Source organism: Tardiphaga sp. 20_F10_N6_6 (assembly GCF_052076045.1).
GTDB classification, from domain to species: Bacteria; Pseudomonadota; Alphaproteobacteria; order Rhizobiales; family Xanthobacteraceae; genus Tardiphaga; species Tardiphaga robiniae.
This window is the reverse complement of the sequence record NZ_CP197239.1, coordinates 89,838-109,886: the sequence shown is the minus strand read 5'-3', so window position 1 is coordinate 109,886 and position 20,049 is coordinate 89,838. Positions and strand designations below refer to the sequence as shown.

The following is a 20,049-nucleotide window of genomic DNA, read 5'->3' as shown; positions in this document are numbered from 1 at the left end:
GGCAGCCAAATGCCCTGTGGGGAAAGCGCAAAAGCCCGGAGGTTCTTCGCCGGATGGTTTGCCTGCAAAGGCAACGCCCTCTAAACATACCTAGACGTCAGCGGGGGCGGACGTCCGAAGATTGCTTTGGGATAATATGGTTCGTCACGGCATATTTGGCCTCGCCGCAAGGCGCGCGCTTCGGACAGGCATGGCCCTGAGCCTGATTGGCTATGGCATTTTTGCTGCGGTCGATGCCCGAGCCGAAACGGTGTCGGAAGCCCTTGCCAAAGCCTATCAGTCCAATCCGCAGCTGAACGGCGAACGGGCCCGCCAGCGTGCCACCGATGAGAACGTTCCGCAGGCGATGGCCGGCTACCGGCCCCAGGTGGCAGCCACACTGAGCTATGGCCTTCAGGCCGTGCGCAACCTGCTCGTAGACAACACCATCCAGGGCGCAACGCTGAAGCCATGGACCATCGGCGTCACGGTCACCCAGACGCTTTATAACGGAAACAAGACAGCCAACAGTGTCCGCGTCGCGGAATTGCAGGTCCAGTCCGGCCGGGAAGCGCTGCGCAATGTCGGCCAAGGTGTGCTGCTCGATGCTGTCGTTGCCTATACCAATGTTCTCGCCAACCAATCGCTGGTCGAAGCCCAGCGCACCAACGTCACCTCCCTGCGCGAAACCCTCGGCATCGCCCAAAAGCGGCTCAACGCCGGCGACGTCACCCCCACCGACACGTCACAGGCCGAAGCGCGACTGGCGCGTGGCCAGGCCGATCTCAATGCCGCTGAGGTCAATCTCGCCATCAGCCAGGCAACTTATACGCAGGTGATTGGTGCTGCACCCTCGCGGCTCAGTCCGGCGGAACCGATGGATCGGCTGCTGCCGCGCAACCGCGACGATGCCGTCAATCAGGCCTTCAAGGCGCACCCCGCCGTGCTGGCAGCCGGCTACGATGTCGATGTGGCGACCACGACGATCAAGGTGGCGGAGAGCAGCCTGTTGCCTACTCTGACGCTGCAGGGCAGCGCCAGCAAATCCAGCCAATCGGATCCGACGCTTGGCACTTTTGGCACCGACCAGGCTTCGATTGTCGGCCAATTGACGGCGCCGATCTACGACGGCGGCCTCGGTGCTGCGCAGACACGCCAGGCCAAGGAACTGTCGTCGGTCAGCCGCTTGGTGCTCGAGCAGGTCCGTAATCAGGCCCGCACCGCAGTCGTCGGTGCATGGGTGTCAAATGAAGGCGCGAAGACGGCGGTGAGTGCCGCGGAAGCCGAAGTACGCGCTGCTGGCGTTGCACTACAGGGCGTACAGCGCGAGGCCCAGGGCGGTCAGCGCACCACTGTCGACGTCCTGAACTCACAGCAAGATCTCGTACAGGCAAAGGCACGCCTGATTGGCGCGCAACGTGACCGGGTCATCGCATCCTATTCGCTGCTCAGCGCAATTGGCAGGCTGGATGTGAAGACGCTTGGGCTGAACACGCCAGACTATCTACCAGAAGTTCATTACCATCAGGTACGCGATGCCTGGCACGGGCTGCGCACGCCTTCCGGGCAATAAATTATCCGGCTGAACTCTTCTTTGCCATCGCCGTGGTCATCGCGGCGACCAGCGATGCGAGGTCGTAGGGCTTGCGTACGATCGGCACGTCATCCATCGACGCCGGGATCAGGCTGGTTTCGCCATAACCTGTGGCAAAGACGAAGGGGATGCCCCGCTCGCGCAATGCTTGGGCCACCGGCACCGAACTGCCATTGCCGAGATTGACGTCGAGGATGGCCACATCAGGCCTCATGATCGTCAGCGCGATCAATGCTTCCTTGACCGAAGATGCCGTCTCGACCGATGCCGCGCCCTCGTGGGTCAGCATGGTCTCGACGTCCATGGCAATCAGAAGCTGGTCCTCGACCATCAACACCTTCAAGCCGCGCATCGACGCCATCGGCTTGTCGTCCTCGCGTCGGACGCGCACGTTGCGCGCCGCCACCGGTGCGGGCCAGACAACGAAGCGCGCCGGGACGAGCAACCGCACGCGCGCGCCGGCCGGCTCATAATCGACATCACTTTCACCCCCGAGATCATAGGGAATGCTGCGACTGATCAGCATCGATCCAAAGCCCGGCCGCAATGGCGGTATGACAAGGGGGCCGTCGCGCTCAAGCCAGTAGATTTCGCAATCGCCGATATCGGTGCGTTTCCACTCGAGCGACAAGCGCCCCGTGCTTACGGAAAGCGCACCATATTTGGCGGCATTGGTGGCCAGTTCGTGCAGCACCAATGCGAGTACCGAATAGGCCCGAGCGTCGAGCGAAACATCGGGCCCGGTCACCTCGATCGCTTTCACCGACTCGCGATACGGCGAAAATTCCGCATCGAGCAATCCTTTTAGCGCGCCGCCACCGGCGCCGCGGATGACCTGATCATGCGCAAGCGACAAGGCCTGAATACGTCCCTTCAGGGAGGCGACATAATCCTCAATGCTGCGCCCATCCTCGACCGGGTGCGAGACCAGCGATTTGATCAGTGCCAGGATATTCTTGACGCGATGATTGAGCTCTTCATTCAGCATTTTCTGGCGCAGGTCGGCCTTGTGCCGCTCATCCGCCAGTAATTCGTTGTGGCGAAGCACCACTTCCACCAAAGCCGAGCGCACGGCCTCGGCGGTGTCGCGCTCGTTTTGCAGCCATGGCTGCGACTGGCGTTGCACGATCTCCTTCCAGATCGCGAAGCTCTTGCGTGGCGTCAGCCGATCGCCCAACGGGCCAATTTCGTATGTCTTGTTGGGATCGCCTGCCCAATTCAGGGTTTGCGTCACTTCGCTGCGAAAGAACAGAAGATAGTCGCGCGGCAGTTGCGACAAGGGCACGGCCAGCACGCCGGAAACAGCAAGGGCATAGTCTTCAGCCGCCGGCAATCGATCTGACAATGCGCTCGTCGCCCACACCCTGCCCTCGGCGACCGAATTGATGAAGCCCATCAGCGCCGGCACTGCCGCAGCCGGCGGCGCGCTGCCATAAGACGTCCAGGTCTTGTTGAGGTATAGGCCAATACCGTCACACGGCATCAGCACGCTAAAATCGCGAATGCTTTCCTTGAGCAGGTCTTCGATATCGCTGTGATGCGAAACATTGTGCAACAGCTGGTCGAGATAGCGCCGCGCGCTTTCGCTAGCAGCCAGTTTGCGCTTTTGAAGAAGCCCGGCCAGTTGCATGGAAAAGAACTCGCCAAACATCTCTGCAGCAACGCGTTTCTCCATGGAAAGCGCGCGCGGTGCATAATGATGGCAGGCGATCAACCCCCACAGCACGCCGTCGTGGATAATGGAAATCGACATCGACGCACCGACGCCCATATTGCGCAGATACTCGCAGTGGATAGGCGAAACGCTGCGCAGATGTGCAAAGGACAGGTCGAGCGGTTCACCGGATGTGTCGAACTCTGGCTCGATGGCCACGCGCTCACCGCTTGCATCCGAGACGATACGCACCGTGTTCTGGACGTAAAGCACCCTCGCCTGCTGCGGGATGTCGCCGGCCGGGAAGTGCTGCCCCAGAAAGCTCTCGAGATCGCCGCGGCGCGCCTCGCTGATCACCCGGCCGGAACCATCATGAGCGAATTGATAGACCATCACCCGGTCGTAGCCGAGTCCGCCACGCAGCAGCCGCGCCGCATTGTCAAACAGCACGTCGAGATCGTTGCATTGACCGATGCGGCCGATCAGCAAGCGCGACAACTCCAGAGGCGGTGTCGCCTCGCTGGCGTCCACAGGCTCGAATTCGATGATGTTGACGCCCTTGTGCCGATGCACAGCGACGTTGAACGCGGTCTGCGAATGCGCGACCTTGAAATCAATCAGCAGTCCCGGGCGCTGCTGGTTGCCCCATTTGGCGATGGCATTGCGAATGTCGTGCGCCGGCCCCTCGCCGATCAGATCGTCCAGCCTGCGGCCATTTATGTCGCTTGATCCCACGCCCAGCATCGCACCCGCATTGACCGAATGGCGCCGGACCATCCCGACGGATCCGTCGCAGGCGAGCAGACAGCCATAGGGCTGGATGCTGCCGGGAATGTGGATCGGCTCGCGATCGCAATTGGTCAGGTTGACAGGGTCGGTCTTGATGAGCATCAAAGGGTCTCTGAAAAGATACGGCGCTCGAAACGACGGCCACCAGCATGGCACGACTGCATGTTTTGAAAAAGATCAGCAAATACAGCGTTCAAGAGCACCAACCGCAACGCGCACGGGCGGAATAGCCCGGTGGGGAACCGGTCAACGGGCAAGCGCCGGTTTCGATCCATTTCGAGGCCGGTTTTTTAGGTATGCGCGATTGGGCTGCCTCAGGGACAGCCCGAGCCGCTCCCGTCGCAAGCTGGTTTAACGCGCCCGGCTTGAGAAGAACGAGATCAGCACCGGCAGGGTGATCAGGATCACCAGCGGCGCCAGCATCATGCCAGTGACGACGACAACCGCGAGCGGCTTCTGGACCTGAGACCCGATTCCCTCCGACAGCGCCGCCGGCAGCAGGCCGACGCCCGCAACGATGCAGGTCATGAGCACCGGCCGCAGTTGCAACTCGCCGGTCCGGATCACAGCCTTGATGCGTTCATAGCCCTCGTCGATCAGCTGATTGTATTGTGACAAGATCAGGATGCCGTCCATGACAGCAATGCCGAACAGCGCGATGAAGCCGATCGCCGCCGATACGCTGAACGGAATGCCCGTGATCAGTAGACCGAGCACGCCGCCAAAGATCGCCATCGGGATCACACTCATGGCCAGCAGTGTGTCGGCCATCGAGCCAAAGTTGAACCAGAGCAGCACGCCGATCAGAGCGAGGCTGATCGGCACCACGATGGAAAGCCGTGCGATAGCGTCCTGAAGATTGCCGAACTCGCCGACCCATTCGGTCCGCGAGCCCGGCGGCAGCTGAACGAGCGCGGCGACCTTGTCCTGCGCTTCCTGAATGGCGCTGCCGAGATCGCGTTCGCGTACCGAGAACTTGATCGGCAGATAACGCTCCTGGTTCTCGCGATAGATATAGGCCGCACCGGAGACGAGATTGATCGACGCCACTTCACTTAGCGGGATCTGCGCGATCGTGCCGTTCGGACCGGGCGCGCCGATGCGCAAATTCTGAATCGCCTCAGCGCTACGGCGATATTCCGGCGCTAACCGCACCATGATCGGGAAATGCCGATCGCTGCCGGGCTCATAGAGATCGCCAGCGGAGTCGCCGCCGATGGCCACCTTGATGGTGGCGTTGATATCGCCGGGCGACAATCCGTAGCGCGCAGCCTTGGCACGGTCGACGTCGATCTGGATGGTTGGCTGCCCCAGCGATGTGAACACGGCGAGATCCGTCACGCCCTGCACCGTCGACAGTACGGCCTTGATCTCGTTAGCGGTCTTGGTGAGTGCATCCAGATCGTTGCCGTAGAGCTTGATCGAGTTCTCGCCTTTCACGCCGGAGACGGCTTCAGAGACGTTGTCCTGCAGATATTGCGAGAAATTGAACTCGACGCCGGGAAATTTCGTCTGCAGTTCCTTGAGCAGGCGCGCCGTCAGCGCATCCTTGTCCTGCGGCGCCGGCCATTCGGAGGCAGGCTTCAGCGGGGCGAAGAATTCCGCGTTAAACAAGCCAGCCGCGTCGGTGCCGTCATCGGGACGGCCATGCTGCGAGACGACGGATTCCACTTCGGGCTGCTGGCGGATCAGCCTGCGCATCTCGTTGACGTAAGTGTTGCCTTCCTGCAGCGAGATCGTCGGCGGCAGCGTGGCGCGGATCCAGAGATTGCCCTCTTCCAGCTTCGGCAGAAATTCCAGGCCGAGGAAACGCGCCATGAAGAAAGTCACCACGACGAGACCAATCGCAATGCCCAGTACGATCTTTCGGCTGGCGACCGCCCAGTGCAGAACCGGCATATAGAGGCGATGCAGCTGGCGCATGATCCAGGTTTCGGTCTCCTGGACATGCGCCGGCAGAATGATCGCGCTCAGCGCAGGCGTGACGGTGAATGTCGCGATCAGGCCACCGGCCAGCGCATAAGCATAGGTCCGCGCCATCGGCCCAAAGATATTGCCCTCGACGCCAGACAGCGTGAACAGCGGCAGGAACGCGGCGATGATGATAGCGGCGGCAAAGAAGATCGAGCGCGACACGTCAGCGGATGCGCTGAGGATACCATGCTTCTTCATGCCCATGATGGTCTCGGGCGAGATGTGGCTGCGCTCCGCTTCGGAAAGCTCTGTGGTCTGGGTCAGCCGTCTGAAGATAGCCTCTACCATGATGACCGTACCATCGACGATCAGGCCGAAATCGATGGCGCCCACCGATAGCAGGTTGGCGGATTCACCACGCAGCACCAGAATGATGACAGCGAAAAACAACGCGAACGGAATAGTGGCGCCAACAATCAGCGCGCTGCGCAGGTTGCCGAGGAACATCCATTGCAGCAGCACGATCAGCAGGATGCCGACGACCATGTTGTGCAGCACCGTATGCGTGGTGGTATCGATCAGGTCCTTGCGGTCATAGATGCGCTCGATCCGCACGCCGGGCGGCAAGATGCCTCCGCGATTGATCTGCTGCACCAGCTGTTCGACACGCGCGATGGTCGGCGAACTCTTCTCGCCGCGGCGCATCAGCACGATGCCCTGGACGATATCGTCCTCCTGATTGAGACCGGCAATGCCGAGGCGCGGCTTCTCGCCGACCGACACCGTGGCGACGTCCTTGACCAGAACCGGATTGCCGTTGGTCTGGGAGATCATCGTACTGGAAAGGTCGTCGATCGAGCGAATGAGGCCGACGCCGCGCACCACGGCCGATTGCGCGCCGATATTCACGGTGTTGCCGCCGACATTGATATTGGCATTGCCGACGGCGGTCAGCAGTTGTGGCAGCGTCAAGCCATAGGCAACGAGCTTGCTGAAGTCGACCTGGATTTCATAGGTTTTGGTCTTGCCACCCCAACCAATGACGTCGATGACGCCTGGCACCGCACGAAAGCGGCGCTGCATCACCCAGTCCTGAAGGGTCTTGAGATCGAGTACGCTGTAGTTCGGCGGCCCCACCAGACGATAACGGAAGATTTCACCCACCGCAGAGATCGGCGATATCGTCGGCTGCGCATTGCCCGGCAAGGTCCCGAGCTGCGACAACCGGTTCAGGACCTGCTGCAACGCTTCGTCATAGGTGTAGTCGAACGAGAACTGCAGTTTGACGTCCGAGAGGCCGTAGAGCGAGATGGTGCGGATCGTTTTGAGGTTCTTGATGCCCGCGACCTGCGCTTCGATCGGAATCGTGATGTAGCGTTCGATTTCCTCGGCAGAGAGACCGTTGCTCTGGGTCACGATATCGACCATCGGCGGGGTCGGATCGGGATAGGCTTCGATGTTCAGCTGATTGAACGCAAACAAACCGCCGACGAATACGGCGACGAACATCGCCACCATCAGGAAGCGACGGTCGACGGCCAGGGCAACAAGACGATCCATCCAGATCGGACCTTTCAGAAGAGCCGAAGCTGGGTTTTAGCTGGCGGAGGCCGCGCGATCGATAAACAGGCTGCCTTTGGTGACAATGCGTTCGCCGGCTTTCAGGTTGCCATGGACCTCGACGAGATTGCCATTGGTCATACCGGTCTTGATCGTGCGCAGCTCGATGGTCTTGTCGTCATGCGCGACCCAGACGCGGACCTGATCGCCTTCATAGATCAGCGCCGTTTTCGGCACGCCTATCGTCGGCTGGTCGCCAGGCGCGTAGATCGTCACGGTGGTGAACATTTCGGGCTTCAGCAGACCGTTGCTGTTGTCCAGCGTGGCACGTACCAGCAGACGACGCGTCGCGGGATCGAGCGCAGTCGCGACATAGCTGATGCGGCCAGTGAGCACACGGCCCGGCAGCGCGAGTGCGGTGAAACTCATTTCCTGACCGATCTGCACGGCAGCAGCTTCGGTCTCGCGCACGAAGGCCGTGAGCCACACCGATGAGAGATCGCCGATCACGAAGACCGGGTCGGCAGCGCCGGCACTGATGTACTGGCCGGGGCCGATCTTGCGCTGAACCACCGTGCCTGCAAGCGGCGCGTAGATCGTCGTTTCCGGATTGATGCGGCCCTTCTCCTGAAATGCCGTGATGGCGTCTTCCGAGAGGCCAAGAATACGCAGGCGATTGCGTGCGGCTTCGAGTGCCGTGTCGGCGGTGCGCAGATCGTTCTGTGCCTGCAGCAGCGTTGCCTGGCTCTGCTGATAGTCTTTCAACGGCACGGCCTTGCCTTCGAACAGGTCGCGGGCGCGCTTGTCCTGGATCTGTGCGAGGTCGAATTGTGACTTCGCCTTGTTGAGCGCCGTGGTCGCGGCAACGAAATCATTCTGCGCACCGACGGTGTCGGCCGCTTCGATGACGAAGAGCGGCTGGCCCTTTTCGACGTGGTCGCCTGGTTTGGCCAGCAGCTTGGTGACGCGGCCGGCATAAGGTGAAAAGATCGGGGTCGAGCGGTCTTCATCGACGGCAATCTTGCCCTCGGTGACGTGTTCGGCGCGGAAGGCACGCACGGTGACCGGCTCGATGGTCAGGCTGGCCCATTCAGACGGCGACGTCGTATAGCGCTGCGGATTCTTCCGCGACTGGCTCGAAACGTCGGAATGCCCCTTCGACGGGGTGGACAGCCGCACGTAGCCGATGCCTGCGGCGACCAGCATGGCAGCAATGCAACCGCCCGCAATTAGGCGCTTTCCGCTAAACAGCTGAGATCGTTGATCTAAATTCGTCACTGTCCAGTCCTTGGTAGGAAACGCACTTATTCCGCGGCGATTTGTCCCATTCACGCGCTAATAGTGCGCATCTGGGCGTTCAGACAATCTAAAAACGCGTGTGCACTTACGAATCTTCGTTAAAATTTTGAAATCCTGCGAATGGGCTTCAATTGCCGGACGGCCATACCGCCGGATGGCTGCCGAGGGGCATGGCTGGACGCACCCACGATGCCGGGGTTCGCGATAACACGGCTGCATGACGGACCGCCGACAACTGGCCAAATCCGGACGGCATATCCTCAGTAAAGGCTTTGACCATCTCTCCCTTCAGGTCTTCGACCGCGAGACCCTCCGCGATCCTTCCCATATCCCACAGCCATTGACCGGTGCGGGCAAGAGAGACCTGCACGTGCCAGCTACCGCCTTCACGCGCCTGACGTGCGCGTGCGATCATGGCGCCGAACGCCATTAAGTAGCCGGTGGCGTGATCGAGCATCTGCGCCGGCAATTCCTTGGGCCCGTCTACGCCCGCCGCCTGCCCTTCGGCATGGTTGAAGCCGGTCGCGCATTGCACGAGAGAATCGAAGCCGCGGCGCCCGGCCCACGGCCCGGAACGGCCATAGGCGGAGAGCGAGACATAGACGATACCGGGACTGACACGGGCCGCCTCCTCCGGCGAGAAGCCGAGCGCCGCGAGCGATTGCGGGCGGTAGCCCTGCGAGAAGATATCCGCCTGCGCGAGCAATCCTCGCAACGTGTCGCGCCCCTGCCCGCTCTGGAGATCCACGAAGCTCGAGAGCTTGCCGCGGCCGGTATCGATAGTGAGCCACGGGATCGCCGGCAGATCGGGGCTGGAGACCAGCATGACATCCGCGCCATGGGCCGCAAGCGTTCGACCAGCGACGGGACCGGCGATAACGCGTGAGAGATCGAGTACGCGCAAACCGGCAAGCGGCCGGGCGCCGATCGGCCACAGCTTCGGTTCGGCGTCGTCAATCCGGGTGATCTCGACGAGCGGCAGTTCAGCAACGGCTTTGGCCTGCGGCAACCCCATCCATTCGTCATGGGATCGCATCAGCGCTACGACACCGCCGGCTGCATAGGCCGCGGTCTCGAAGGCTTCGCCGTTCCAGTGCATCAAAGCCGCCTGCACTGCCTCACGCGTCGGCGTGCATGACAGCACCTGGCAGACAGCGTCGCGATGATGCGGGAAATTGGTATGCAGCCGCACGAACTTGTCATCGCCGGTCTTGTAGACACCAGCGATCACATCCCAGGCGGGCGGCGGCGGATTACCGTCGCAGCGCAGATAGCGCTCGCTGCGGCATTCGACGATGGCGTGGCGCATGTCGACGGAGACAGTCTGCGTCTGCCCGCTGCGTAGCCGCCAGATTTCGGCAGCCGCCATTCCGGCCGCAGCGATACTGACCTGAGCGGCTGCACCGACATGGAAGGACGACGGCAATTGCGGCTCATTGCCGGTCAGCGCGACACGCTGGAGCGCCGCAATATCACCGCCAGCCTGCCTCCAGAGGTCGCCGAGCAGTTCACGAATGCCGTACATCAACGTCCTCCCCCTTTCCCACGCCACCGATTCAGCTCACGCTTCCAGGTGACCACATCCGTCATCGCATCATCTTGTACAAGCAGGAGGAGAGACCATGGCCACCATCGATCCATTGACAGCCGGCGCCGTGGTGCTGGCCACGGCTGCCACCGACGCGGTCTATGTGATGTTCACCTCTGCGGTGGTGGCCCGTCGGCGCATCCCTGCGGCCACCTGGAGCAGCGTCTGGTATGTACTCTCGTCCTATGCCGTCATCAGCTATACCGAAAACTGGATGTATGTGGGTTTCGCCGCCGTCGGTTCATGGATCGGCGCCTATGCCACTATTACTTTCCTGCACCGGCCACCCGGCGGACCGCCAGTCGGTGCATCACCTGAATAGGTAAGAACGGCTGAATGGTTTCTGAACGACGCTTAATGGAAATCCCGCGAGCGCGGCAGGATCCGGACATTGCGCGGATGGCGAATGCGCTGGGCGGGATTGCCGGGATGCTCGCGGCGATCGTCATTGATCGGTTCCGGACCTGACAGCGCCTGCTGCGGTGTGCCGAGTGCATCATTGCCAAGGTGCTTCAGATCGTCAGAGCGATCGATCAGCCGTTCGGCGACGAGATGCACGACCTTGTCCGGGCTGCTCTGAATCGTACCCTCGACCAGAATGAGCCTGGAGCCCATGACTTCCCTGCGAAACTCCTCCATCACCTTCGGCCATACGACGATATTGGCGATACCGGTCTCGTCCTCCAGCGTCATGAAGACCACACCATTGGCACTGCCCGGCCGCTGCCGCACCAGCACGACGCCGGCACAACGCACCCGCCGTCTGTCATTGGCATGTGTGACGCTCGCGCAGGTCACCACTTTCTCGCGAGTGAAGTTCGCCCGCAAAAACTCCATCGGGTGGCCTTTCAGGGACAAGCGGATGGTCTGATAATCAGCGACCACCTGTTCGGGCAAAGGCATCTCAGGCAGTGGTTCCGCATGTTCGTCCGGCTGCTCGCGCGCAGTAGCGATCTCAAACAGCGGCAGCGGCAGATCATCGGGCAAGCGCCTTACCGCCCATAATGCTGCACGACGATCCAGGCCGATGGAGCGAAATGCATCAGCATCGGCGAGCATGATCAGCGCGCGTTTTGGCAAAGCGGTATCGCGGGCGAAATCTTCCAGCGAGGTGAAAGGTCGTCGCTCTCGCGCGGCAACGATGCGCTCGCCCCAGTCTTCTCCCGGCGGTTTGCCAGCTTTTTCACGTTCGCGCTTCTCATCCGGATCCGCCCATTTGAATCCATCGATCTGGCGAAAGCCGAGGCGAACGGCGCAATAGTCTCCACTGGGTTCTTCCAGCGTATTCTGCGAATGACTGAAGGATACATCGATCTGGCGCACATCGACGTCGTTGTCGCGCGCGTCGCGCACGATCTGCGAAGGTGCGTAAAATCCCATCGGTTGCGAATTCAAGAGCCCGCAGCAGAATACATCCGGATGATAATGTTTCAGCCATGACGAGACATAGACCAATTGCGCAAAACTCGCCGCATGGCTCTCGGGAAAACCGTAGCTGCCAAAGCCCTTGATCTGATCGAAGCAACTGGTGGCGAAAGCCTTGTCGTAACCACGGTCGATCATCTTGCCGACCATCTTCTCCTCGAACGTATGCATGGTGCCGACATTGCGAAACGTCGCCATGGCGCGGCGCAGACCGTTAGCCTCCTCCGGAGTGAAATGCGCCGCTTCAATCGCGATGCGCATGGCTTGTTCCTGGAACAACGGCACGCCGAGGGTTTTGTGCAGAACCTTGCGCAACTCATTTTCATCCCCCCCTTTGGGGTGTGGATATTCGATATCTTCCGGCTTCATCGCCCGTCGTTTTAGATAGGGATGCACCATGTTTCCCTGGATCGGCCCCGGACGAACGATCGCCACCTCGATGACAAGGTCGTAGAATGTCTTCGGCTTCAGCCGCGGCAGCATATTCATCTGCGCGCGGCTTTCGACCTGGAACACGCCCAGAGATTCACCGCGTTGGAGCATCGCGAAAACCGGTGGGGCATCCTTGGCCTCCGCTTTGATGTCCTTGAGTTCGTAGCGCCTCTCCTTGTGACGAAAGATCAGATCAAAACATTTGCGGATGCAGGTCAGCATGCCTAACGCCAGCACATCCACCTTCATCATCTTCATGGTGTCGACATCGTCCTTGTCCCATTCGATGAAGGTACGATCATCCATTGCCGCATTGCCGATCGGCACATAGGTGTCGAGCCGGTCCTGCGTCAGCACATAGCCACCGACATGCTGCGACAGATGGCGCGGGAACTCGATCAGCTCGGTGGCAAGTTCGACGGCCCGCACGATCATCGGATTGGACGGATCAAGCCCTGCCTGCTTGACCTGCATCTCGTTGAGGCCTTTGCCCCAACTGCCCCAGACAGTATCGGCCAGCGCCGAGGTGACGTCTTCGGTCAGTCCCAGCGCCTTGCCGACATCGCGGATCGCCGAGCGCGGGCGGTAATGAATAACGGTGGCGATGATCGCCGCGCGATGACGTCCGTATCTTTTGTAGACATACTGCATCACCTCCTCGCGCCGGACGTGTTCGAAATCGACGTCGATATCCGGAGGCTCCAGACGTTCCTTGGAGATGAAGCGCTCGAACAGGAGATCGACCTCGGCGGGATTCACCGAGGTGATGTCGAGCATATAGCAAACCGCTGAGTTTGCCGCCGATCCCCGCCCCTGACACAGGATATTCTGGCTGCGCGCATAGCGGACGATATCGTGGACAGTCAGAAAATAATGCGCATAGCCGAGCTCCTTAATGAGCGCGAGTTCCTTTTCCAAGGTGGCAACAAGCTTCGGATCTTCTGTCTTAGGAAAATGCCGTTTCATTCCTTCCCAGGTCAGATCTTCAAGATGCTGCTGCGCCGTCTTTCCCGGCGGCACCGGTTCGTCGGGATATTGGTATTGGAGTTGGTTCAATGAAAACGTGATGCGATCGGCAAAACGGATGGTTTCACAGATCGCATCGGGATAATCGCGAAACAATCTGACCATCTCGGCCGCTGGCTTGAGATGCCGCTCGGCATTCATTTCCAGCACGCGGCCGGCCTGCTCGATAGTGGTCTTCTCGCGAATACAACTGACCACGTCCTGCAGTATGCGGCGATTTGGCGTGTGATAGAGCACGTCATTGGTGGCGATCAGAGGCACGCGCGCGGTGGATGCGATGCGCTGCAGCTTCGCCAAACGACGCCTGTCATCCCCGCGATGAAACGGACTGGCGCCAAGCCAGATGCCTTCCGCCGGCAGACCCGATAGTGCATCGAGCGTGCGCAGGACAAGATCACTGTCGATCCGATAGGCTGGCATTAGAACAAGCAACACCCCTTCGCTAAACTCCGCGAGATCGCCGAGCTGCAGCAGGCATTCACCCTTGTTGCCGCGCAACTTGCCCATGCTGAGCAACCGGCACAGTCGGCCATAGGCAGCGCGGTCGCACGGATAGGCAAGGATGTCAGGCGTGCCGTCATTGAAGACCAGCCGTGTGCCGATCAGAAGCTTCGGTTTGTAGACAAGATCCTTGTGGTCCAGCTCGGCAAAGGCACGCACCACACCGGCCATGGTGTTGTGATCGGCAATGCCGATGGCATAAAGCCGCTCGATACTGGCCTGATGCACATAGTTCTGCGGATGCGACGCACCGCGCAGGAACGAGAAATTGCTGGTGACGCCAATCTCGGCATAATCAGGCGCGCCGGCGCCGCCCGTGCTCATGCGAACAGCCCATGCACGAACCATTGCGGCGAAACGACTTGATTGTCCGCATCCCTGATCTCGCCATACAGCCCGTCGCGGAAGAGCCAGAAGCGTTGACCTGCCTCATCCTCGACACGAAAGTAATCGCGCGTCGGCTTCGCCTCCTGCGAACGCCACCACTCCATCGACACACGCTCCGGACCTTCCACATGAACGACGTTGTGAGAGACGCGTCGCCAGGTGAATTTCTTAGGCGGCTTGTCTGGAAACTCCGCAAGCGGGACGTCGATCACCTCAGGCTGCTCGAACAACCGTAACGGCCGCAAAGGCGGCTCGTCTTCACGCGGCGGCCATGCTGCCTGCATGGCGGCAGCCAGATGATGCTGTGCCGGCACCCCCAGCATCGCGCGTTCGGGAATGTGGCTCTCGACGGGCAGATAAACCAGCACACGCCGCGACCCGATCCGCGCAGCAATACGGTCGATCAGGTCGGCCAGTTCGTCATTGGCGTGAACATTGGCATCGAGGTCGCGCTGCTGCTGCACGACAATCTCGGTGCGGCTGGCTGACAGGCGGATCATATCGAAACCGAAGCCGGGATCGAGTGGATCTGCAATCGCGTCCAGTCGCTCGCGAAACAACCGGTCGATCACCTCGCCCTTGGTCACCGGCAGGCCGGTTTCCGCGGTGATCACCCGCACCGCGCCGTCGGTGCGAAAGAACGCCGCTTCCAGCCGCCGCGCGCCCTTGCCCTGCCTGTCCATCGCATCGATCAGCGTGCGCGCCAGCTTGGCCAGTGTCAGCGTAATCACGCCATCGGTGGCGATCGGTTCGGCGAAGCGTTGCTCGACGATATAATCCGGCAGCGGCTTGCGCGGCGAGATCGGTGCATCGCTTTGCCCCAGCGCCTGTTCCAGCAGTGTCGTGAATTCCGCGCCAAAGCGCGCAGTGATTTCAGGGCGCGACCGCGAGGCGACATCGCCGATGGTCTTCAAGCCGGCGCGGCGCAATCCGCGGGTGATCGCCTCATCGGCGCCGAGCGTGAACAGCGGCAGCGGCGTCACTGCCTTGGCCTCCTCGCCCGCGGCGATGATCCGGCCATGTACATATCGACTGAGCGTGCGCGCGCATGTCGATGTCCCCGCAATCGCTGCACTGACAATAAAACCCTGCCGCGACAGCGCCGCGCAGAGCTGCTCCATCAGTGCGGCCTCGCCACCGAACAGATGGGCACAGCCGGTGATGTCGAGAAACAGGCCATGCGGCAGATCCAGCGCCACCAGCGGCGTGAAGCGGTCGCACCAATCGGCGATGTCGGTCAGTACCTGCGTATCGGCGACAGGATCGGCATCGAACACCTGAATGTCCGGACAGACCGCACGGGCATTGGCGAGCGGCAGACCGGGTTCGAGGCCGAGCTTCGCCGCGGCATCGTCCAGCGCGGAAATCTGCAGCGCATTGCTTTGCTTGGCGACGACAATACTTGCTTGCAGATTAGCTGGCACGCCGTTGCGCGCGAGCTGACGTTTGATGCGATCGGTTGGCAGGCGCGGCAGCCACAGGCTGAGGATGCGCCGATGTGTCACGGAAAACGCACTCATCACACTTCCATTCCATGATCCATTGCCCGTTCGGGCCGTGACGATTTCGAACCAGTTGCACGTCGAGCATGGGCACGCCCCATGATTGCCAGGGCCTGAATGGCGGCGAATGCGCGGAGCGGATGATCCAGCGCGTCTCTGCCGTACTCGAGACCGGAACGCCTGCAGTCCGCAGCAACAGGCACGTGACGCCAGAGCCGCGCGCTGCCAGCGTGAGCTTGCGGCTGGCGACGAGGTCGAACTGCTTGCTGTCGCCCCAGGTTTCCAGCACGACGCTGCCCAGTGCATCGCAGGCCAGCGCATCAGCCGTGGTCCGCAATGCCGTCTCGACATCGGGCGCGCGCACGGTGACCAGCAGGCGCGGATCGAGGCCGAGCTCGCGCCAGCCGCTCATGGCCAGCGCGCCGCATTCGCGTTCGGGGAAATCCTGCCGGATCCACAGCAGCGGCCGCTTTGCCGAGACACGATGCGCAAGGCCGGCGACAAAGCCCGTGGCCGCCGCGCTGTGCCGGCCTTCGGCGAACACCTCATGCATGGTGCCACGCGCGAGGCCGCCTTGCAGCGCCGCGTCCGCCTCGGCATGACCAAGCGACACGCGATCCGGCGCATAGGTATCGCTGTGAGTCTCGATGCGTTCGATGCTGCCGCGCAATTGCGCGAGCGTGGTCATGCGTGCGCCGGTCATGCGCCGCTCCTCGAAATTGTTTTGCCGTGGCGGGTTTTTAGTGAACCCATTGCCGGCCCATTTGTTCATGATATGTTCTAATATAAAGCTAAGATGGCAAGCCGAGTCAATCGGGATCATCAGCCACTTTTTTAGCGTTTGGAATCAAAGGGATTTTTGAACATGGACGTGAAGCGCAAGCTGGAGATCCTGGCGGATGCCGCGAAATACGACGCGTCCTGTGCGTCCAGCGGTACCGAGAAACGGGACTCCCGCGACGGCAAAGGCATCGGCTCGACCGACGCAGGCATGGGGATCTGTCATTCCTATGCGCCGGACGGCCGTTGCATCTCGCTGCTGAAGATCCTGCTCACCAATGCCTGCAATTACGATTGCCTTTATTGCGTCAACCGCGCCTCCAGCAATGTGACGCGCGCCCGCTTCACCGTCGATGAGGTCGTCCAACTGACGCTGGATTTCTACCGGCGCAATTACATCGAGGGACTGTTTCTCTCGTCGGGCATCATCCGCAGCGCCGATTACACGATGGAACAGGTTGTCGCCGTCGCGCGAAAACTGCGCGAGGAGCATTATTTCCGCGGCTATATCCATCTCAAGACCATTCCGGAAGCCGACGATGTACTGATTACCGAGGCCGGCAAATATGCCGACCGGCTCTCGATCAATATCGAGGTGCCGGAAGAAGACAGCCTCGCCAAGCTGGCTCCGGAAAAAGACGTTCGCGCCATACGCCGCACCATGGGTCGATTGCGGTTGAAGCTCGATGAAGCCCGCGAGGGTCGCAAGCCGACGCCGCGCGGCAAGGTCGGGCCGCGTTTTGCGCCAGCCGGCCAGAGCACGCAGATGATCGTCGGCGCCGACAGCGCCAATGATTCAACCATCATCCGGACCTCGGCCAATCTGTACGGGTCCTACAATCTGAAGCGCGTCTATTACTCCGCCTTCAGCCCGATCCCCGATGCCAGCCGCGCACTGCCGCTGCGCGCCCCGCCGCTGATCCGCGAGCATCGGCTGTATCAGGCCGACTGGCTGATGCGCTTCTATGGCTTCGAGGCCGACGAGATCGTCGATGACAATGACGGCATGCTGTCGCTGGACATGGATCCGAAACTCGCCTGGGCGCTGCGACACCGCGACCGCTTCCCGCTCGATGTCAACCGCGCCAGCCGCGAAGACCTTTTGCGCGTGCCCGGTTTCGGCGCCAAGGCCGTGCAGCGGATCATCGAAACGCGCCGCATCTCGTCGATCCGCGTCGGCGACCTCGCCCGGCTGCATATTCCGCGGAACAAGGCACTGCCTTTCATCGTTCTTCCGGATCATCGCCCGGCCGTGAATTTGCTGGACGGCGCGAAGCTGGCGCAGCGTTTCAAGCCGAAGGCGACGCAATTGGGATTTGGGTTCTAGAATTTCATTTCAGGAGACCCGATGCACACCATAGTGCTGGAGAGCGACACCGACTTTGAAGGCTGGCGCAAGGCGGCACGACAACTCGTGCTGAACGACATTGCTCCCACTCACGTGAGATGGATCGTCGCTGGTGCTGAACTTGAACTATTTTCTGCCTTGCCCGAGACGTCGCTCTCTGACGCCACGCAAGGCACTTTCAACGTCTCGGCCAAATTCGTCGAACTGGCGCAAACCGCAATCCTGCATCGCGACCCCGAACGCTTCGCCCTGCTCTATCGTCTGTTGTGGCGGCTGCGCGACAATCCCGATCTGATCCACGTCGCGATCGATTCCGACATCGCTAAATTGCAGGCGATGGCCAAGGCTGTCCGGCGCGACGAGCACAAGATGCATGCTTTCGTACGGTTTCGCGAAATCGGCCGCGAGCCAAAATCGCATTTCGTCGCTTGGTTCGAGCCCGAACATCACATCGTCGAACTCGCCGCGCCGTTCTTCGCGCGGCGCTTCGCCGACATGGCGTGGTCGATCCTGACGCCGGATCTCTGCGCACATTGGGACGGCCACGCGATTTCCATCACGCCCGGCGTCAGCAAGGCCGATGCGCCGACCAAGGATCGGCTCGAAGAGGTATGGCTGACCTATTACGCCAACATCTTCAATCCGGCGAGATTGAAGACCAAGGCGATGCAGAACGAGATGCCGAAGAAATACTGGCGCAACCTGCCCGAAGCCGCGCTGATCAAGCCGCTGATCGCGCAAGCTGAACGCATCACAGGTGACATGATCGCGGCAGAAGCCAGCGCGCCCAAGAAACCACAACGTCGGGAGGAGACGATGGTCAAGTCGCATGCGACCAAAACGACCGAACATAGCGGGAAGGAAAGTCTTGCCGCATTGCACGACGAAGCCGCCGATTGCCGTGCCTGCCATTTGTGGAAAGACGCGACGCAGACTGTATTTGGCGAAGGACCACAACATGCGTCGGTGATGATGGTCGGCGAACAGCCCGGCGACAAGGAAGACCTTGCCGGCAAGCCATTCGTCGGACCAGCCGGACAGATGCTCGACAAGGCGCTGAAGGAAGCCGGCATTGTCAGAGACAAAGTCTATGTCACCAATGCCGTAAAGCATTTCAAATTCGTGCCGCGCGGAAAATTCCGTCTGCACCAGAAGCCGGCAACACCGGAAATCAAGGCGTGCCGTCCCTGGTATGAGCGCGAAAAAGCGTCCGTGAAACCCGAGCTCGTCGTCGCGATGGGCGCGACAGCCGCGCAAAGCGTGCTCGGCAAGATCACGCCGATCGGCAAGACCCGTGGCCAGATTATCCAGGCTGACGACGGCACACAGGTTCTCGTGACCGTGCATCCATCCTATCTGCTACGACTGCCCGACGAGGATGCCAAGGCACGCGAATATGCGCATTTCGTCGACGACCTGCGCATCGTCGCCGCGCATCTCAGCAAATCAGCGCGCGCTGCCTGACGGTCAAATCACAAATTCTCGCATCACACGCCGCGTATCCATCTCGAATTCGAGATCGACCACCGGCGGCCGCGCAAAATGCCAGGTCATGCCCTGCCGCGACGCACCGCGCTTGACCAGCTCATCGGCCACCACGGGATGGAAATCCTGTACCGTGTAGATCTGCGTCGCGGTCGTGTCCTTCCATGAGAAGCCGAATTCGCCCAGACGCTCCTCCATATTGCTCATGGTCATCCGCGTTTTCTCCCGGAATGCGTCCAGCGAGGTCTCCCGATAGCGCGTGATGCGCTCGGGATATGTTCCAGGACCGCCGCGCGCTTCAGCACCACCCGCAATCACGAAAGTCGGCTTGGCACCGAGCGACGGCCGCGTGAACGAGAACGCGTAAAACGACGGTTCACTCGGCGGATCGATCTCGAGGCACACATTGCTGCGCGCGACGGGATTATTCGTGCCGTCAAAGATGCCCCATTCAGCAAGCGTCTTAACATAGTGCTCGTTGAACTTCCGGAAGCCAGCTTCGTCGACCACTGCAGGCGAGCGCAACTCGCAGGCGCAGAACGATGTCAGCGGGCGATCCGCCGCGAGAATGTAATCGGCAATACGCGCAAACCCATCGGCCAATGGCAGCCACGTGTCGAAACGAACGCGCTCGATCTCGAAATCCGCATTGGCGGCAACGCCGCTGGAATACTGAAACACTGCGGGAAGATAGCGATAATTGCCGGCCGGAAAATCGCGCGTCATGGGATGGGTCCTGTGGAGGCCATGCGGGCCGCCAAAAGATAATGGCGGATCGCATGAAGC

General features: G+C 60.9%; 12 protein-coding genes. 4 read left to right on the top strand and 8 right to left on the bottom strand.

The window, feature by feature from the left end; all coding sequences use genetic code 11:
- The first annotated feature begins 136 nt into the window (after positions 1 to 136).
- Positions 137 to 1,552 carry a TolC family outer membrane protein gene (locus AB7813_RS00360; RefSeq protein WP_089266977.1) on the top strand — a complete coding sequence of 472 codons (1,416 nt, stop codon included), beginning with the start codon at positions 137 to 139 and terminating at the stop codon, positions 1,550 to 1,552.
- A 1-nt stretch (position 1,553) separates the two neighbouring features.
- On the opposite strand, the gene AB7813_RS00355 is transcribed toward AB7813_RS00360, so the two are convergent.
- The 4 genes from AB7813_RS00355 to AB7813_RS00340 form a co-directional block, all read right to left on the bottom strand.
- Positions 1,554 to 4,118, bottom strand: a complete 2,565-nt coding sequence (locus tag AB7813_RS00355) for an HWE histidine kinase domain-containing protein (RefSeq protein ID WP_439063489.1) — start codon at positions 4,116 to 4,118, stop codon at positions 1,554 to 1,556.
- 249 nt (positions 4,119 to 4,367) lie between these two features.
- On the bottom strand, positions 4,368 to 7,490 hold the full coding sequence (locus AB7813_RS00350) for an efflux RND transporter permease subunit (RefSeq protein WP_439063488.1): 3,123 nt from the start codon (positions 7,488 to 7,490) through the stop codon (positions 4,368 to 4,370).
- A gap of 36 nt (positions 7,491 to 7,526) precedes the next feature.
- Positions 7,527 to 8,696: an efflux RND transporter periplasmic adaptor subunit gene (locus AB7813_RS00345; protein WP_093761887.1), complete on the bottom strand. Its 1,170-nt coding sequence runs from the start codon at positions 8,694 to 8,696 to the stop codon at positions 7,527 to 7,529.
- Between the two features lie 220 nt (positions 8,697 to 8,916).
- Complete coding sequence (locus AB7813_RS00340; RefSeq protein WP_441227864.1) at positions 8,917 to 10,314, bottom strand: CoA transferase; 1,398 nt, start codon at positions 10,312 to 10,314, stop codon at positions 8,917 to 8,919.
- Positions 10,315 to 10,411: 97 nt separating this feature from the next.
- Between AB7813_RS00340 and AB7813_RS00335 the strand changes: the two genes are divergently transcribed.
- On the top strand, positions 10,412 to 10,699 hold the full coding sequence (locus AB7813_RS00335) for a hypothetical protein (protein ID WP_089266972.1): 288 nt from the start codon (positions 10,412 to 10,414) through the stop codon (positions 10,697 to 10,699).
- 32 nt (positions 10,700 to 10,731) lie between these two features.
- On the opposite strand, the gene AB7813_RS00330 is transcribed toward AB7813_RS00335, so the two are convergent.
- The 3 genes from AB7813_RS00330 to AB7813_RS00320 are packed head-to-tail and all read right to left on the bottom strand — an operon-like array spanning position 10,732 to position 16,353.
- The gene (locus AB7813_RS00330) at positions 10,732 to 14,085 is read right to left on the bottom strand and encodes an error-prone DNA polymerase (protein ID WP_441227863.1); all 3,354 of its coding nucleotides are present in this window, start codon (positions 14,083 to 14,085) and stop codon (positions 10,732 to 10,734) included.
- Positions 14,082 to 15,668: a Y-family DNA polymerase gene (locus AB7813_RS00325; protein ID WP_441227862.1), complete on the bottom strand. Its 1,587-nt coding sequence runs from the start codon at positions 15,666 to 15,668 to the stop codon at positions 14,082 to 14,084. The genes AB7813_RS00330 and AB7813_RS00325 overlap by 4 nt, the downstream gene beginning before the upstream one ends.
- Positions 15,562 to 16,353 carry an ImuA family protein gene (locus tag AB7813_RS00320; protein ID WP_441227861.1) on the bottom strand — a complete coding sequence of 264 codons (792 nt, stop codon included), beginning with the start codon at positions 16,351 to 16,353 and terminating at the stop codon, positions 15,562 to 15,564. Before AB7813_RS00320 ends, AB7813_RS00325 begins: the two co-directional genes overlap by 107 nt.
- 162 nt (positions 16,354 to 16,515) lie before the next feature.
- On the opposite strand from AB7813_RS00320, the gene AB7813_RS00315 reads away from it, so the two are divergent.
- On the top strand, positions 16,516 to 17,757 hold the full coding sequence (locus AB7813_RS00315) for a putative DNA modification/repair radical SAM protein (RefSeq protein ID WP_441227860.1): 1,242 nt from the start codon (positions 16,516 to 16,518) through the stop codon (positions 17,755 to 17,757).
- 21 nt (positions 17,758 to 17,778) lie between these two features.
- Positions 17,779 to 19,242 (top strand): UdgX family uracil-DNA binding protein, encoded by a 1,464-nt coding sequence (locus AB7813_RS00310; protein ID WP_441227859.1) that lies wholly within the window; start codon positions 17,779 to 17,781, stop codon positions 19,240 to 19,242.
- Between the two features lie 3 nt (positions 19,243 to 19,245).
- Here AB7813_RS00310 and cnbZ read toward each other — a convergent pair whose 3' ends face one another.
- Positions 19,246 to 19,989 (bottom strand): 2-amino-5-chloromuconate deaminase CnbZ, encoded by a 744-nt coding sequence (cnbZ, locus tag AB7813_RS00305; RefSeq protein ID WP_120290723.1) that lies wholly within the window; start codon positions 19,987 to 19,989, stop codon positions 19,246 to 19,248.
- Positions 19,990 to 20,049: the final 60 nt, after the last annotated feature.